The sequence below is a fragment of the Burkholderia sp. b14 genome (assembly GCF_900156195.1).
In the GTDB taxonomy this organism is placed as follows: domain Bacteria; phylum Pseudomonadota; class Gammaproteobacteria; order Burkholderiales; family Burkholderiaceae; genus Mycetohabitans.
On sequence record NZ_FTPJ01000003.1, the window covers coordinates 737132 to 754860 of the forward strand.

The window sequence follows — 17729 nt, forward strand, 5'->3', positions numbered from 1 at the left end:
AACTTGGCTTCCAGCTTAAGGTTGGTCAGGCGCAGCGGAAATCGGCCAATTAGGACTGCAACGCGCCGCGCAGCACCTGCTCACCCAGATAGCCCTCGATCATCTTGAGCACCTGGCCGCACTTATCGTAGACAAACGTGCCCGCACTCAGCACGAAGTCATTGGACGCGTACGTGTTGAAGTTGGGCTGAGCCGGGTGTGCCGATGATTTCAGTTCCGCCGCGATCACACGATACTGGTTCTTCACCTCGTCGGCCCAATTGAAGCGGTCCGGGAAGAAGCGGATCTTGGTCTTGTCCTCAAAGAACGTCGCAAACGACTCGTTCAGCCACATGCCGTCCCACCAATCCAGCGTGAGCAGATTCAAGCGATTGAACTGGTTCCAAGGTTAGGAAGCGTAATCCAATAGGTCGTCACCCTATTGGTTATTCCGGTGGCTATGCGCCGCATACCCGAGACAAACCCGCCCTCGGGCAGGGCGTGATACCCTCCGTAAGCGGCCCCGCCCGCTGCAGTGGCAAATGTTATCGCACCGGTGCTCGCTGGGAGTGCACCGATTCCCACCGCACCTAAAACGGCGCCTCCAATCGCGTACCCTGCCGCCGCCCTGATCCGGTTCCCCAACAACCAGCCTGCCACGCGCCACCCGAATTGAGCAGCCCGTCCCCCCCATGAGCGCCCTCCAGTCAGCCCCATAGAATGGGCGACATCTCGAACCAACGAAACCCCGGTGTCGAATATGGATTCGCCCAAACTCCGGGTGTACGCATTGATGGCATCGAATCCCAGCCAAAGCCGGGCCCGCGTTTGGCGTGCCATCGCCCCAGCCGCCTGACCTACTTCTGTGGCTCCTTCAAGTTGGCCGTGTAGATAACCCATTGCACCACCGCCCAATGCCGTCCCAACGAGCGCCGGTATATCCGTCGCCGTTTCAACGCCAACGGCTCGTGAAATACTTTCATATTCCCCCACCGCCACGCCGCCCGCATGGGCACCAGCTACGCTCGCTTCAGCATTTTGTTCCGCCCACCCTAAAACTGAAATCGGCGCGGTACCGGCCATTGCCACCGCGGCTCCAGTGTGCGAGGCGCCATGCATCTCGGCTGATACAAACGTAGTGGCCGCAGAACGAGCGCCGTAACTTAGGATTCCTCCACCCTCCCGTTGGATTTGGTGAGCCTGATGAGCGGCATGTCTTCGTGCAAGCCGTGAGGCGGCCGACACAGCAAATACCGCACCGCCAATGGCCGCCGCAATACCCACGCTCGCGACAACAAACGGCGCTGCGCCGACGGCTGCGGCAATGCCCCCCGCCACCGCGGCGGCCGCTCCTCCCCAGCGCAATGCCCTACCGACTTTGCTCAAGAAACTCAGTTGCTTGGGGGACGCCGTCGCAATGACAGATTCCTGGCGACGCCGGGTCGCATCCCCTGCGTCGCCGCGTCTGAATCGCTGGAAAGCTTTATAACCTTGGTAGCCCGAGTAAATGAGCCCTGCAGTCGCCGCTACCGCGCCGATGACCACAGCCGGCGCGCCCAACGCTATGGCGCCCGCCGCTACAATCGGCGCTATCCATGGCACCAACTTCGGGCCGTGCTTTTTTGCCATGGTTTTAAATAGCTGCCAATTCGATGCCTTTAACCCATTCGGATCCGCGTGGTTGATGGGATTATTTCTCACCATCGCGTAAAGATTCAGACCATCAACCGGTCCTGCTGGATCGGCACTTGCCCAGCGCCCCAACCACGGCTGGTAATAGCGATGGCCGTAGTAATACAAGCCCGTCGCATCACGCTCCTTACCTGCATACCGGACAAACTTATATTTCACTTCACAATCGTTGCCGCCCCACACCGCGGTGCCGCCGTACGGGTAGTATTCTTCGCGCGTCAGAATGCGAGCGTCACTGTCCAGCTCCAGGTTCACCGAGCCGATCAGATTACTCACGCTCCAGCGATATTGGTCGTTCGGTATCTGTGTGGGCTGCCCGGCATGCCAATGCAACACGCGCACCGCGCCGTCTGCAGCAGAAACCACGTCCAGTGCCTCTTCGACGTTCTCGCCCACGCGTGTCGTGCGAAGCTCCAAACCCGGCAGGTAGATCACCTCTTCGGTGCGCCACGTGCTGCCGGTCTTCGTGCGGCGCTGTTTCCACACCCGCATCCCGCTGCCATCGTAGCCGTACGTTTCCCGGTCATTGTCATCATCATTGCCGCGATCGACGATCGTCACCTGCCTTAACTGGTTGCGCTCATTCCAACCAACGGGCTGGCCGGGCTGCAATTGCAAACTGTTGCCATTACAATCAAAAAAACCGCCGCCGTCGATGTCTTCCGGGTGCAGATTGCCTTGTTCAGTCTGCGCGACACCGTAGTTGCTTCGGGTCGCAATCACGATATCGTTGCGATAAGCGTTGTCTCCCTGGCCTTGATGGCGAATCGCGGTGAGGTTGCCCCCCCGATCGTACGTATAGCTGCGGATGTAGTTGGTCAAATTGATCGGATCGCGCTGCGGTGTCGGCAGGCCCAGCCCCTGACGGCCAGCCGGGGCGTTCTCTCGTCCGCTGGCCTCCAGCAATTGGTACAGCGCGTCGTAGCGGTATGTGTGCAGCGGTGTCACTCGCTGGTTGCGAAAGTGGCGGGTTGGCTGTGTGGCGTCGCCCACGGTCAGAATGTTGCCAACCGGATCATACGTATATTCCTGCGCTTGCAGCGGCGTGCCATCGTCGCGGCGCGTGTTCGTGCACAGCAGGCGTTGCGTTTGGGCTTCATAGTCGTAGGTCGTGACCATGCCGTTGCCGGCTGTCTGGCTCAGCCGCTGACCGGCGGCGGTGTACTGGATGTCGCCAACGATAATCTGCTCGTCACTCGCGTTGGCTAGTTTTAGCCAACTCATCTGTAGCCGACCCGCCACGTCGACACGAAGGCGCTGCCGGTTACCTTTCGCATCCGTTTGCCAGACCGTTTCGCCCAGCGCATCGTATTGCCGCTCGGTGGTCCACGCATCGGCCGACAGTTGAGCCGCCCACGCTGCTTCGTCTTCGCCCGCCCAATTAGCCGGGGCATCCCGGTTGACCAGCAACTGTCTAGTATCCTGCAATGACTTCCCGCTTAGGGTGTATCCTGCCGTACGCACCTGGCCCGCCGAATCGTAATAGCGCGCCACCTGGCCTCTCAGATTATGCGCCGACGCCTGGGGCACTTGTTCGCCATAGAGGATGCGCTCGTGGCACCGCTCGACCTCTTGTGAAGCCTGAACGTAGGTGGCAACGGCACGCCCCAACGCGTCGCAGACCTGCCGCCATTGGGTGCCACGACCATCCTGGTTCCAGGCCATATGCCCTTCCACATCGAACAGCGCGACGCTCAAACCCGCGTCCACGCTGTCACGGCGCAGCGCGCGACCGCTCAATGAGCTGACGCAATGCACATTGGGTGCCACCGTAGGATCCTGCTGCTGCGCGTCAAACAGGCGCGCATCGGTCATCGACAGCAGATGTCCCAATTCCGTGTATTGCGCCACACTCACGCGCTCGTCCAACGCCGACGTGCTACTGTCGCGATTGTAGTGAAGCGTGCGAATGCCCAACCCGCGGTTGTCCATCACGTGTATTACCGGCGTGCCTTGACAGACGTTTTCCCAGTTGGTTTCGTTCATCGCATACCTTTCGTGTTAGTCCACCCTGCGTTGGCAGGATTAGCCAGCCGTATCGTTTTCATCTTCATTGACGACAAACCACGGATAAACACTCGTCCTGCGCTCATACCCTTTCGCGGTTACGACTCGCACCGCCCGCCCGATCGGGTCGTAGTAGGTGGTCTCCGCATAACCACAGCTGCGCATCGCGCGATCCACGACATACGCCCAGTCATTCATGAAGTAGGGTTGGTAGTGGCGCACCGGCTGACCCTTGTTGTCGTATTCGATCCGCCCCGACACAGCCCAGCGTGGTGCTGAACCGGTATCCACTTCCTTTGGCTTGCCATCGACATCGACGACAATCTCGCCGTCGGCAGTACGCTGCCACGCCAACCCGCTGGGCACCTTGGCACAGCCCTGCAGCGTGCGGCCAAAGCCGTCCGTATACGCAACATCCACCCGAACCTGCTGCTCTGTGTCATTCGGATAGCGGTCAGCGGTCAGCGTCACGGCGTTCACCGGGTTCCGTGTAGCGCGGGCGAGCGCTTGGCGCACAGGTTCGGAAAGGCGCTTCAGCACGCCGCCACGCAGCCCGTCACGCGCGCTTGCGCGAATGTAACCCTGGGGCGTGATGAACCGTTCAGCGATCAGTTGCTGCCAACATGCATCCACTTCTCCTGGCGACAGTTCTGAGCGGGACACCTGACCCATCCACGCAAACAGATCCGTCGCATGAACGCTCGCCACCCGCTGCGTCGAGGCCCCGGCTTGCTCAATCGCCTGCTCCACCGTCAGACTCGTTGGTACCGGAGCAACCGTGATGGGATCAAATCCCACGTCGCGCGCCTGCTCCGTGCCGTAGAATGTGCTGGCCACTACGCGGCCCATCGCATCGAACTGCACTTCATGGTGGTTGTCGTTGACATCCGTCATGCGCCACGGCTGCAGAAATCGGTAGTCGTATTGCGCCGACGTGGTGTTGCCCAGCGCGTCCTGTACCTGCGTGACCGCACAACAATACGGATCGTACGAGAGCTGCGTGGCACCGGTGAGTTTAGTCTTTTGCACTTCGCTCGGCACATAAAAGCTGTCTGGCCCACGGTAAGTGCGATAGCCGCTGGCGATCACCCACACCGGCGCTTCCACTGTATTGGGCACGGCCAGTACGGTGGGTGAAGCCTGATAGCCGGCGTCCACGAGCTTTGCGGTCAGCGTCGGCTCATCGAATAAGCCGCCGTAGGCGGCCAGGCTCGATTGATCCAACTCCGCGACTTCCTGGTGATCGACCAGCGCCAGGAAATTGGGGGCGCCCTGGGTGTCCGTGTCCCGGTACACCACCACGCTTTGACCGCCGAATACGCGCACCTGGTCATCACCCAACAAACCATCCGCCTGGCTTAGATTTTCAAAATTCAGCCCCCCGGCCGGCACGCGCGCCGCGTCGTAGGTCAACGCGTTGCTGCGTTGCTGCCACGGCAAACCCAGCCGCCACTGCTGGGGATGCGTCAGATGCCAAACGCTCGCGCGCTGCTCAGTGAGCCGCAGGCGCTGCTGCTGTGGGTCGTACGAACTGTGCCAGGCAGTATCTGGTAACGTATCCGGGTAAGGCGACGTCGCCGGTTTGGCGCGCCGGGGATAGTGAACCGTCACGCTATGCAGCGGCACACCATAGGCATCGATGCGCAAAGTCACCGTCTGGCTGACCTGTGGATCGCCCTCGATGCGCTCGTACGCATAGTCCAGCTGCTCCAGCGGCAACGGCATAGCGACCGGGGCGTAATCGCGACCCGCCGCCTGGACCTCGCGCACCTGATAACGGGCTACCGTCACGCGATAGGGCACCTGCTGGTGGGGCGCACCGTCCAAACCATAGATTTCGCTGCGCAATACACTGCCGTTTAACGCGCGGTATAGCCACCATCGGCGCTTTGCATCCGGATCGTCGAGCAACACATCCTGGCTTGTCTCTGCATCCCATCGGGTCAAACGGCTCGGGTGGCAAGCGAACGCTTTGGAGTCCTGCCAGGGCTCGCCGTACAGCGCCGTTTCGTCATCCTGCCGACCCATGTGGTACCAGGTTCGAGTCAACCGCGGCGGTGCCTCGCTGACATTGCGCCCCGCGGGCTTCGCATCCTCGCCCGTATCTTGTGTCTCGATGAAGCCAAACCCACGAAATTCCCGCTCCTGCCCGTCGTAGACACCTTGACGATACCGGTATTGCTGGACCCGCTGATTGCCGGAAATTTCATCGAGTTGGATTTGCCGTGACACCACGTGCACCGGAAACGGCAGACCACTGGCTGAGCACGTGCCTTGCTGCTTTTCATCGAGCCATTCCTGAGCCGAGCTGCGGTAGACGATCCGGTGCGCCATCCCCATGTTGTTGTTAATGACATTCATCAAATAGGGCTTAGCACGGGCGAAATCGTAGCGCCAATGCTTCGGGCTCGGATGGGGCACCGATAGCACGACGCTGGCCATGCCCTGCCCTTGGATATCCGCCACGCTGAGCGCACAGAGCCGGTCAAAGCGCACGCCCGGCGGCAAGGCCAGATCGACGGGCGGTGCAAACCCGTTGCCCGATTGATTAAAGAAAATACGGATGTGGTCGCTTTGCGCATATAACAGATCGGCCGCGCCCGATCCATCCAAATCCGCCAGGTATACGCAAGCAGGATCAAATTGCTGCGCATTGAAGGGCAATGGCGCAAAACTGAACGGCTGCCCAAAGCGGCCCCGCCCAAGGTTTGGCCAGACCGTCACCTCATCGCAGCGAATGCGGATCAGGTGTTGCTGGCCAGAGCCCAGCAGGTCGCAAAACGCCACCACCTCTCGTGCATCGCGCCCGGCAATGGGAAGTGTCGATGCCTGCTCCACGTTGATGCCGGCCGCAAAGCCGTGCCGCTTGTTTGCGTACAAGCGCACGCTCTTGGGACCAATGAGCGCGAGGTCGGACAGCCCCGCGCCCATCAAATCGGCCAGCGTCGCCTGCTGGTTGAAAAACTCGACGGGCAGCGCCGAGAACGGCGTAAAAGTCGACCAAGTGCCGTCGGGCGCCAAGCTAAAGTAGCCAGCCAGACCAAGCTGCGTAACAAGCCAGTCCAGCCTGCCATCGCCGTTGATATCCGTCAGCGCCATCGCCGATGACTGTAGTGACGGGATCTCGGGCAGTGGCCGCCACGCGTCGTAGGTCACCGCATCGCCGCCGCCGCTAGCCCGCATCGGCGCCCGGTAATACCAGAGGGAGCCCACTCGATACAAGAGGCCGGCGATGCCTTCGCCGTGCAAATCCACTAGTTGGTACGGATGCGCGTTATTCAATCCGGGAAAAAGTTCACATGGCTGCCACTGGCCCGATGACACCGAAGCGTCGAACGGCGTGTAGTCCAGCTCCAGCGGCGGCAGTGATTGCAGCGTGCCGTCTGGCTCATAAGCGAGCCGTTGCACGCCAACGAGCCGGGTAAGCACCGGATTCTCGTCATACTCGAGCAGCAGCCTGGCGACTAGCGTGGCGGGCTCGCCCAGTTCTTCCGGAAAGTGATGAAACATCAGCGCCTGACGACATAAACGGTGACAACGCACTTCGAACCCGTAGTCGTAGCGTGAAAACGCATCGCGCCTAACCGGCCAATGCTCAGTCGCCAACCATGATGGCCGGGTTTGCGGGTCGGTGCCCCGTTCGCCGTAATCGAGCACCAGCGAGAACAACCATGACTGGTCATCTAGCTTCGATGAAGTGAACAGATACAGTGCGTCGGCTGCCAACACGTTGCCGTACTTCACTTGGGCCAGGTAGCGATGGGCGGCATGGTCACGCCTCGCTTCACTGCCTTGCAGGTCGACACCGGCATCATCCTCCGGCTTGTACCCATACCCAATGTGTTGCCCGTTGGGCGAGACCGATTCTTCGAGCAACCACACCGCGATATGCGACGGTTGCGCTGGATCGGCAATGCGGGCTGCGGTTGTTTTGCCAAAGCAATGCAGATCACCGCTCGCGTCATGAACGAGCCAGAAGTCACCGCCGCCCGCTTTGCCAATCCAATGCTCGATGCGCGCAAAACCGCGCTCGATACGCGGAAAGTAACGCGCCACCTGGTAGGTGTCGTCTAACCTTAGGCCATTATAGGTACTAACCTCAGAAGGTGGCACCACAGCGCCATCGGCATCGCGCTCCGGCTCGAGTACGTCGCCGCCAGGGCCGACGAATGCGTCGTTGTCGCCGTATTGTGGCGTGCCGCGAGCTGTGTATCGCCCAATGCTGGTCAGCCCGAGTTGCCATCCGACGCCAAACGGGCCATTGCCACTGCCGCTCGCATAGCGCAATGCCAGTTGCGGCGCGTAGCCACGACCGGCCGACACGGGCAACGGCAGCGTCATCGTCGCGACGCCCGACGAGTCAACCGGCCCGAACGCCTCGCCCAGCCCACGCATGGCTCCACCGCCTTTGGGTAGCGTCGGCTCGGATAGGGCGACATCGGAAGCTGACTGCACTGACATAGCTGACTCCTGAGAGATACTAAAGTACTTTTTATCCTCCAGGCCGCGCCCAACGAAGGCCTGTGAGCAAATGTAAAGCAGGGACTACGCATCTCGAATGATGTAATGTAGGTGCACGATGATGTCGTTTAAGTTTTCCACCCAATCTCGTTGTGCGTTATCGTCCTTGCCCGCATGGAAAATATTGAGCGACAGCTCACCCTGAGTGACATCCATGCCCTCAAACGGCAAGAAACGGCTGTCGTTAAAATCGGTGACAAACCGACCGTTATCGTTCAGGCCATGCGAGAGCGTCGCCGTCTCCGTCCCTGATGTCAGCGTCGCCTCGATGTCCTGATAGGGGCCCAGCAGCGTCGGCAGCGTTACCGCAACGCTCTTGATACGACGCACCTTTTCTGTCATGTTGTAGGACTTGTCCAGCCCTAACACGCTCAAGTCCAGCGTGGCCTGAAAAATATTGGCCTGCAGCGACAGGCTCACGCCCCCAGACGGGGACACGGGTTTGCCGTCCAACACGTCTTGAATGGCTTTCCTAAGGGTGCCGGCACCGAGCAACGTATCCAGCGATACCGTGCGTGTTGCCTCCAACCCCTTAGCGCCGCGTGCCAGCCACACGCCTTCAAGCTTTTGCAGCTCTACACTTAGCCCTTCGCCTGCCAGTAGCCCCTGCCACAGGTTGTCCCACACTGGTACCCGAAACACACTATCAGTATCTTGGGCGCCCAGCTCTTTCACAAGCGCCGCTTTTGCCTGCAAGCACACCGGCAGCGTGACATCGTACAGTTGGTAATAGAGGGCGGACAGACGCGCCGCTAACCAATTATATAAAGCTTGCCCGGTAAAACGCGTGGTCTGAAGCTCGTACAGCGCCTGGGCATGCGCTTGCTCGGTTTCAGCCAGTGTGATTTGTTTTTGAGCCATCGCAATTTGTTCGGTCAGGCTTTTGATTTGCGCGTCTAGCTGGATCGCTTCGTTTTTGGCAATATCATGTTGCAGTTGCCATTCTTCTTGGCGGCGCTGATAGCTGGCGGTCACCTCGGAAATGCCCGCGCTTTGATCTTGTGCAACGGCCGCCGCTTGCGTCGCATAAGCGGCCCCTAGTACAGGTGCGCCCCACTCGGACCCGCCGTTAGCCAGGCCGAAGACGTTCGGCGCCGCGTTTGCGGCACCGCCGGCAATCAGCAACCCGGTTGCGGCCAAGTTGGTCGTCATCGCGGTGCTGCGCAGTGTCAGCCCAGCGATTTCCGCCTCAGACAGGTTACCGTCAATCAAACTACGGAAGTGAGTTTGGCGCAATGTCGCGCTGTCACGGCTGGCTTGCAGCGCGTTTAAGCTATGCTGCAGTCCTTTCAGGTTGCTCTGCTGTAAGTCTGCCTGTTGTTTCAGCACTACCTGCTGCTGTGTCTGCAACAATAGCGTCATTTTTTCGTTATCCTGCCGCTCCAGCGCCATCTGCAGGCTGCCGCCAAATTGCGTCAACAGGCCCACCGCGTTGCGCGCACGATCCGCCAACAGCGGGTAACGCCAGCCCTGCGCACCAGCCTGGCCGTTCATCGTGCCACTGCTCGCGCCGTCGCCTCCGGCTTGCTGGCGCTGTAGTTTGGCCGGGTCCACCGGCGTGGCGTAGAGGGGCAGATTTAGCGGCTGACCATCTAGACTCAAGTTATGACGCAAGTTATATAAGCGCAGTTCAAGCTTGTCCCAGTAGCCCAACAACACATCGTTGACCGGAGGCAGAAAATCGCCATTGCCCATGTCGGCCGTGTCACCCGTGCGCAACCAGCTCGCAAAGGTGAGTGCGCCGGATAGATGGCCGCGAGTCGGCTCGACAAGCGCCCCCGCCTCGTCGCTCAGTGTCGGGTTAGGCCATGTGTTCGTGATGCGGATATCCGGACGCGGCCCGAGCAGTTGCTGCGCTTGGATGTAATACATTTTGGCTTCGACCAGCGTGTCGCGCTCCAGCATTCGATACGCGTGATCGCCGCGTGCGATCAGCAAATCCAGCGCATGCAGAAAGATCGCCAGCTTGTAGTGCATTGGGTCGGCTACCGCGATGACGTCTGGATCCGTAGTCGCTGGTTGGCTCATATCCCAAGCAGTATCCAACTGCAACGGCATCACATTCCAATAGCGTGGCTTACCGTTGACATCGGGAATCAGTTCGCCTTCGTCATCACGGTAGCCGCTGCTGTTGAAAATCCGCTTAAACCAAGTGGTTGCCTCGTCATACCGTTGTTCGGTTTGCATCCGTACGGCCACCAGAAACGGGATATGAAAGAATATTTCCCACACGTACATTCCGTAAGGGCCACTGAATGCAGGTAGGCCGCCCAAATCCTTTTGTACGTCATAATTAAAAAGCGCATCGTGCCGATCAGAAAATAGCTTAGCCAGATCGACATTTTTTGGTGGCTTTAATGCAACATTTTCGCCACTTGGTAGCTTGAATTCTTCAGATAATAAAAATTCCCCATAGCAATTAAATTCTATAAATCCAGTTATATTTTTAATATCTTCAAAATTTGCCAGATTTGACCCAAAATAAAATTTAAAATCTCCAAAATAAATTAAATCAAAAGACAAAGACATCGTGAAATTTTCTTTTGGATAATAAGGCTCAATCTCGATATTTTCCTCTGCAGTCTCCGACAATTCCCTAACAACTTTACCAGATTCATCAAGCAATTTAACAGAACCAATAGCTAAACCAGTCTTTTTAAATTTTAAAATAAAATTTGACTCGGAAATACCAAAAGTTGCCACAACCCCTCCAATACCTTCAATAGCGCTCCTAAATTCTACATTTCGAACCCCAACACAGAACACATCACTATACTTGTCAACCCCTTTAAACCCATACGCAAAATCTTTCCTTATCGACGTCCAGCTAAAATTATCATTCATTTTCCAAACATTTCTAGCACAACTGACGCCATCCTCACCCTTATCTATTTTATTATACCAGCATACATTTAGCCTATTATCTTTCCAGAAAATATTCACTAACCTCATGTACGGATCCGCTATCCCAGCCGTTATTTCTCGCCACTCGGTCCACTGATTCGGTACCAATTTACCATTTTCATCAACCAGTGTTAACTTTCTCCAATAGAATTTATAAGGCTGACTCTGCGTGCGTGCCACAAAGAATATCGTCTTTTCATCCTCACCTTTGGCTGCATTGATATATTCAAGGTTGGCAAGCGTATCGTATTCACCCAAATACTCGCCTATTTTCGACCGAACCAGCGTGTCGCTTAATTTCCCTTGCGATATCCCCTGCTCCAGCGTCTGAAATAGCCGGGTCTTATTCAACCGCAGCGTCGGATCGATATAGTTCCCCGCATAGAACCTAAGCCGCTCTTTACCAGCCCACGTGCTGTAGCGCCGGTTAAAGGCGTCCCAGTTGTACAGAAACTGTTCCTGCGCAAAGTACGGCTTTGCGGTATCTGCGAGCTCACCGTCATAGCCCTCAATCGCCCGGTGAATAAACAACTGCAAGCTACTGATCGCTTCGGCCAGCGGTGACGTGTTCACGCGATCGCTGATTTGAGTGTCTAGCAGCAAATACTCGTACAAATCATTGGCAGTATGAATGCTGTCTTTTAAGTCTACCGGCACCTGCGTCGCAATATAGCGATCCACCAGTGCGTCGCGGCGCGCTTCCTTTAAAGTTTGTGTAAATAGCGAAGCTGGCATAACTGATTTCCTTTGAACTCGATTATTGACGGGCGCTGATCCCTGCACTTAGGTTCTGAGCCACTGCCGCTAATAAGGTACGGTCTTCAGCGGACGGGTCGGCCCGCATCATCGTCTGAAGTTGCTCCAACGTGGTAGTCCCAACGTTCAGAGCTTGCCCCGCACGCAACCACGTTAGCAATTGCCACAGCACATCAAAGCTTTTCGGCCATGTGTCCTTGCCCAATAATGAGACACTCATTTGCGCGACGGTCTTCGTGTCCAGTTTATGCAGCGACGCGATCAGCGCGGCGGCCGCGTCAAATGTCATCTCCTGGGCATTGAGCTGATCAAAACAGCGCATCGCCTCATCACGGGAAACCACCACCTGCGTTTGCCACTGCTTGAAGCGCGACAGCGTCAATAGCAATGTCATATCCGGTGCAGGAACCGTGACGGCTCCGGCCACCAGGCGGTCCGGATAACTTGTGAGCAACTGCAAGTCTTGCTCGGTCAACGTCAGCCATTGCGCAATCAGCACCAGCTGACTGAGGCGCTGCGTCGCCTGCACAAGCCCGGTATCCTTCTGCAAATCGTCCAAATTGACATCGGTCTGACTAAACCGTGTCTGAATGGCCTGCCAGTAACCGGCCAGCGTGAACGCATTTTCTGCATTGGCCGTTATTTTCTCTAGCCATGTGGTCACCCCACCCATTACATTGCTTTTCAGATTGAAACCCGCAGCCAACGCGCGCAGCACCTTTTGCTGTAGCGCTTCATCCAGCGCGGCCTGCCGAGTGGCAGCGGTGCTGGAGGGATTGACGCTATCACAGACGTTTTTCAGAAAATTAAACATCTCCGCGGTAGCCGTGCCGCTCCAAACGGTACTCACCATCCCCTGCAGCTGGAACAGGTTCAGTCCCACTGAAGCCATCCAGTCCAGGACCTTTTCCGTGCGGCTTAACATCGCCAGGGGGACCAGCGACTGCGGCTGCCCTAGCTGTTCCAACAGCGAGTCCTGCCCACCGGCCATCAAACGCCACAACACTTCGGCTTGCGCAAATGTCAGCCCTAGCAAACGCGGAATGGCACCAAAGCGATACAGCTGACCTGCGGTGTGTTCGTCCAGTGTAAATTGGCCTGCGCCCCCGAAACAACCACTGCCAATCCGCTCGAACTCGTCGCTGGTCACACCTAGCGCCTTGCAGCAGATCGCGGACAGCGCATCTTGCTGATCTCGTGCATAGTTCACCGTTGTGCCTAACGCAATCGCATCACCGCCGTCGGCCGGGCGGAACGCAGACGCGTAAAAGCTAAGCACTTGGTCCGGCGCATACGGATTGGCGGCGTCGATAAAAGTCACAAACGTGTTGACGTCCAAACCGTAACGCTGTTTCAACCGCACATATTCGGCCAAGGCTTCCAGCACGGGTTTGTCCAGTACCGGCTTATTGTGATGTTCCGGCACGCAGCGACTCGCATTGACGATCACCCAATCCAGCGCCTCAAACGATAACCCGGTTGAGTTGGACAGGCGTACCAGTTTTTCCGCACGGCCGGCCAACTCGACCACCGTCTCGTCCGTCAAGTTCAAGTTTTTGCCGTCTTTCTGTACCCACAAATAGCGGGCTGGGTCCGCGTCAGCGTCGTCCAGTACACCATTCAAATAGGCTGCACCGTACTCGTTCACGCGAACAGGATCCCGCTTGCCAAAGCGCAAAAATCGGCTGCGCGCGCCGCTTTCCTTGCCGTTTTCATCGTAAGCGTACTGCGCAGTCAGTTCCAGCAATTGGTTAAAGCGCAGGCGGGTTTTTTCACAGAAGGTGGCGATTGAATTGAGCGTCGTCGCTAGCGAGCCCGCACTGCGCAGACTGACGTCCTCCATACCGTAGTGGTCGGCGATATCAGTTTCGCTCAACTCGGTGTTGGTCATCAGCTGATAGCTCACCGGCGTCAGCGACAACGTCTCACGCGCCGGCGGCGAGGGCTGCTCAAATACGACTTCGGGAAACGGTGTTGAGCCGTCTTCGATCGGATGGCCTTCGGCGTCTTTGCGCATCGCCACCAACAGCGCCTTATCCCATGGAGCCGTCACGATTAGTGCGTCTTTCCAGTTGGACTGACCGGAAGTGTCTACCCCAACATACCCTTTATCGGTCTTCAAATAGTATTGGTTTTTTTGCCTGCCGGGTATCGGCGTGATCGGCAAATGAAAACCGGACTGGGGTTCGGTGCCACCCGATCGGCTCGCCATCTGCGCAAAATTGCCGTCCTGGTCTGCGTTCGTGCTGCTATTACCTCGCAAAAAGCAGCCATTCAATACGTGGTTGGGTTCATCGGCCATTTGTGTGCCGTCCGGCACACCCAAGTAATAACAGTGTTGCGCGACTGACCAGCTCAACGCCAGGGGCGCCACGATGGCCGCCAACGCATGATCGGGATTGCCCTTTATTAGTTGCGCACCACTGACCCCGTTACCGCTTGTGTACTGCGACAGATACACCATGGGATCTTTGTCGCCGTCTAACGCCTGAAGATAAAACACGTTGCCTGGCAAGTAATCACCGTCTGCCCGAACAGTCCCGACGCGACGGGCGGCACCGAACGCAAAGGCTTGCCGCGAGACGGCCTGAGCGGTGGCATCGGTCAGCGTGTCCCACAGGCCATTTAACGTTCGCGCCTGAGCCGACAACGCGGCATTGATTTGCGCCAAATTGTCGTCGTAGGGCAGCGTCATCGGAAAATATCGATCAGACAATGCGTCGATAGGCTCACCGCCCGATTGCAGCACCTGCAGCAAGAGATCGAGCGACGTGACCTGTTGCTGCATCGTGGTTTCGCTCAGCACCAAGTCTTTTAGATCCGGCCGACGTTGATCAATGTGTAAATGAGAATCCGTATCGTGCAGTGCACTCGCCACGCGGTACAGCGCAGCAGCGTAACGACCGGGGGAAAACAGCGATTGAATGGAGGCAGCGTCCGCATACGCGCTGGCGCGCTCTATCAGATCAGAGAAGTCGCCATCACCGCCAATATTGCGGATTAGCGCATCTTTGAGCGCGGGCGCATCCGGCCAGGTATTGAGCTTCGCGAGTTTGCCTATCACGGGCTCCTGACGCAATTGCCAAGCGCGATAAAGGGCTTTCAAGTTGTCTGCACGCTGGCGCGCCTGACGGTACACCGCACGAGCATCCTTAGCCGTCAGAGACGGGATAGATTCCACAAAAGCAGCGCGGCTGGTCGATGCGATATCGAATACGTTACGATAGCCGGCATCAAGCAGCCGTTGGTCTGGATTGCCCGACTGAAAGGTGAGTAGGTCTGCCATCTTTTTTAGAACGCTAAAGGAGATAAGGTGGGAAAGGTGAGCACATGCCTTAGAACCACGGCACTTCCCAATTCGAACGCTGAAGCGCAAGCGATCTTGGCCTCATGAACCGTCGAAAAATCGACGAAAACAACATAGCAAAGCTCATTTTGACAAGTTGTCCTCATCATTTTCCATTAATGGGTAATTACGTTTGGTTAGGGCAGTGTTACACCCTAGACCATCCAACCAAGCGCGCTACACGAAGGATTGATTGCCTCAAACAACAACGCTCAACACCTGCCCATCTTGAAAGCAAGACGTCGTGATGACGCACAACGCGCTCACAGCAAAGCCGTCTCGCTGTACGTTAAGCGGACAAAGTTTGGGAACAGAATAAAACAGGAAAAGTAGACGTGCCGCGCAGGCGCGAGGCCATGATGCTCAAGCTGGGGTACTTCTTCATTCTCATCCCTCCAGACTTCGTTTGTATTCAGCCAAAACGGTTACTGCGCTGCGATGCGCCCGTTCGCTGGCAAATCACCTGATCACTTGACTGCGCCCCCATGTCCGAGCGTCATGCCCAACTGCCATATGCCACTTTGACACCTAAGGTAGCAACCACTATAAAGCACTAGCCGGAAAGCATTCAAGCAAATTTCCTTTGTTCAATGCGACAAATTGCCGTGAGCACCGTCAGGCGTTGGCCTGAAAAGGCTGCACCACCACTTTGCCGTCATGCCGACACAATCCCCTGCTAGCCGAAAATAAAGATTGAGTCGCAGGCCTGTGGAATGAGAAAGAAAAGCTGCTATAAACTGCTAATCGCATAGGTTCACCGTCGCCTCTTGTACCCCTTCGCACACTCGCATCAGCGTGATGCGACACGCGTGCTCGCCGTCCGCTTGCCGCGCGCGCTTCATGCAGCATGGCAAAATAGTTGTGTCCTTCCATCGACGCTTAACACATCACCATGAAGCGCTCGCCTACTTGACACCGCTGACCTTGCTGCGTTTTTCGTCGAACCCTAACACTACTGCACACCGGGTACCACCACGCGACTGCGTAATGAAAAACGACTCGATCGCCTCAGTCGTTACCTGATTGCTATCCGGTTGTGCGCTGATGGGCTTGGTACCAGCGAGCGCACTGTGGTGTACACCGGGAATCCTTGAAGCTCATCATCAGCCTGACGATGCGTTTGGTAGTGCGATACAGCTCCTACCCACCGCGCGCTTGTACCGGCGGAACGCTTTTTCGAATAACGGCACGAGTTTGATCACTCAGCGGTGTACCGTTGAACGACCCACTCCGAGCCCGCACCTTCTCCAGGCGCTGCAGGCTCAGCGGGTAAGCCACGCACCAGCGCACATACAACACGATCATCTCCAGCGGATAATGCCGGCGCTTCAATGCCAGCTGGCAGAGCTGTCTTCCGTTCGGGGCGGGTATGCTGAACGTGATCTATATTTCTATGAATGTGACGATCAGGCCGCCGCGCGCAAGCTACAGAAATGATATTATGATATTGATAACTGTTATTGATTTCGCTAAGATATGCAGTAGACATTTCGAGGATAAGGCAATGGCAATCAGTGGCGAACTTGGCCAGCAGCTTGAACATTACGTTGCTCAACTCATTACTTCAGGTCGATATGGCTCGAAAAGCGAAGTGCTGCGCGAGGGCGTGCGTCTCGTGCAGGAACGCGAGATGCAGCTTGCGGCGCTCGACGCCGTGATTGAACGCGGTGTCGCCGATTCGAAGGCTGGAAAGGGCGTGCCCGCCGAGCAGGTGTTCGATCGGCTTGAGTCGAAGTATCGGAAGATGGCGAGCGGTGATGCATGATTGTACGTATTCTGCCCGACGCAGAAGCTGACCTTGAGGCTATCGGCGACTATATTGCTCGCGACAACCCGCATCGTGCGCTGAGCTTTGTGCATGAACTGCGGGACAAATGCCTCAGTCTTGCCAATATACCGCTCGCGTTCCCGCTCGTGCCACGCTACCAAGACCACGGCGTGCGGCACCGGGTACACGGCAGCTATCAGATTTTTTACCGGATCATCGGTCAGCCTGCCGAATGCATCGACGTCATTCACGTCTTGCATAGTGCGCGTGACTATGCCGCTATTTTATTTAAAATCAGCGAAGGCTAGCGTGAGAAAGAGGGTCATCCTCCCGGGTCGCACGAAACCAGTGGTCATCCCACGCCCGTCCGTAGACGGCTGCGCTACTTATACCACAGGGGTGTGGACAGCACCGACCGATGGCCCTGGCTTTACGACTGTCCACCGACTCCCCCGCGACCTTGTCCCTTTGGGTTTGACGCGCATTGAACCGGGGGCAGATTTTAACCGGGTTTCGGCATCGGGCGCTGAACGCGCAGGTTCGCCCATCCCCACACAAGTCCCATAAGGCAGCGTGGTCATAACGCCGTAGCTACGCTCCCCCCGCGCCCTCTTGGCAGCATCCGCGTTGGCTGCGGCACACGAGGCCCGCTACGCAGCGATTTGCTCCGGAGATAGCGGGGGCGAACGGGCTGCCGCGATATACGGCCTGTTCAGCATATGCCAGCTCAACAGGATCAATGTCTGTTGCCCGGGA

Annotated in this window: 6 protein-coding genes and 2 pseudogenes; 2 read left to right on the plus strand and 6 right to left on the minus strand. The window is 57.2% G+C overall.

Annotation, left to right across the window (positions count from 1 at the left end):
- Positions 1 to 55: 55 nt before the first annotated feature.
- From B0B13_RS07765 to B0B13_RS19255, 6 genes and pseudogenes are all read right to left on the minus strand, one after another.
- Positions 56 to 364, minus strand: a pseudogene (locus B0B13_RS07765) (M1 family aminopeptidase); the annotation flags it as partial.
- A complete protein-coding gene (locus B0B13_RS19250) occupies positions 364 to 3657 on the minus strand; it encodes an RHS repeat-associated core domain-containing protein (RefSeq protein ID WP_076795502.1) in 3294 nt (1097 codons plus the stop codon). The gene B0B13_RS19250 and the pseudogene B0B13_RS07765, both read right to left, overlap by 1 nt.
- 39 nt (positions 3658 to 3696) lie before the next feature.
- The gene (locus B0B13_RS07775; protein WP_076795505.1) at positions 3697 to 8139 is read right to left on the minus strand and encodes a SpvB/TcaC N-terminal domain-containing protein; all 4443 of its coding nucleotides are present in this window, start codon (positions 8137 to 8139) and stop codon (positions 3697 to 3699) included.
- A gap of 84 nt (positions 8140 to 8223) precedes the next feature.
- Positions 8224 to 11838: a Tc toxin subunit A-related protein gene (locus B0B13_RS07780; protein WP_076795507.1), complete on the minus strand. Its 3615-nt coding sequence runs from the start codon at positions 11836 to 11838 to the stop codon at positions 8224 to 8226.
- A 22-nt stretch (positions 11839 to 11860) separates the two neighbouring features.
- Positions 11861 to 15145, minus strand: coding sequence for a Tc toxin subunit A (locus B0B13_RS07785; protein WP_076795510.1), 3285 nt, complete (start codon positions 15143 to 15145; stop codon positions 11861 to 11863).
- A 1196-nt stretch (positions 15146 to 16341) separates the two neighbouring features.
- Positions 16342 to 16510, minus strand: a pseudogene (locus B0B13_RS19255) (IS6 family transposase); the annotation flags it as partial.
- Between the two features lie 64 nt (positions 16511 to 16574).
- Between B0B13_RS19255 and B0B13_RS07790 the strand changes: the two are divergent.
- Together B0B13_RS07790 and B0B13_RS07795 are read left to right on the plus strand one after the other, a co-directional pair.
- A complete protein-coding gene (locus tag B0B13_RS07790) occupies positions 16575 to 16970 on the plus strand; it encodes a type II toxin-antitoxin system ParD family antitoxin (RefSeq protein ID WP_370643219.1) in 396 nt (131 codons plus the stop codon).
- The gene (locus B0B13_RS07795; RefSeq protein ID WP_076795515.1) at positions 16967 to 17281 is read left to right on the plus strand and encodes a type II toxin-antitoxin system RelE/ParE family toxin; all 315 of its coding nucleotides are present in this window, start codon (positions 16967 to 16969) and stop codon (positions 17279 to 17281) included. The genes B0B13_RS07790 and B0B13_RS07795 overlap by 4 nt, the downstream gene beginning before the upstream one ends.
- Positions 17282 to 17729: the final 448 nt, after the last annotated feature.

What these genes read in the sequence shown, in the direction of transcription:
- B0B13_RS07780 (WP_076795507.1), bottom strand. Translation starts at nt 11,838, where the DNA reads ATGCCAGCTTCGCTATTTACACAAACTTTAAAGGAAGCGCGCCGCGAC.
- B0B13_RS07785 (WP_076795510.1), bottom strand. Translation starts at nt 15,145, where the DNA reads ATGGCAGACCTACTCACCTTTCAGTCGGGCAATCCAGACCAACGGCTG.
- B0B13_RS07795 (WP_076795515.1), top strand. Translation starts at nt 16,967, where the DNA reads ATGATTGTACGTATTCTGCCCGACGCAGAAGCTGACCTTGAGGCTATC.
- B0B13_RS07790 (WP_370643219.1), top strand. Translation starts at nt 16,575, where the DNA reads ATGCTGAACGTGATCTATATTTCTATGAATGTGACGATCAGGCCGCCG.
- B0B13_RS19250 (WP_076795502.1), bottom strand. Translation starts at nt 3,657, where the DNA reads ATGAACGAAACCAACTGGGAAAACGTCTGTCAAGGCACGCCGGTAATA.
- B0B13_RS07775 (WP_076795505.1), bottom strand. Translation starts at nt 8,139, where the DNA reads ATGTCAGTGCAGTCAGCTTCCGATGTCGCCCTATCCGAGCCGACGCTA.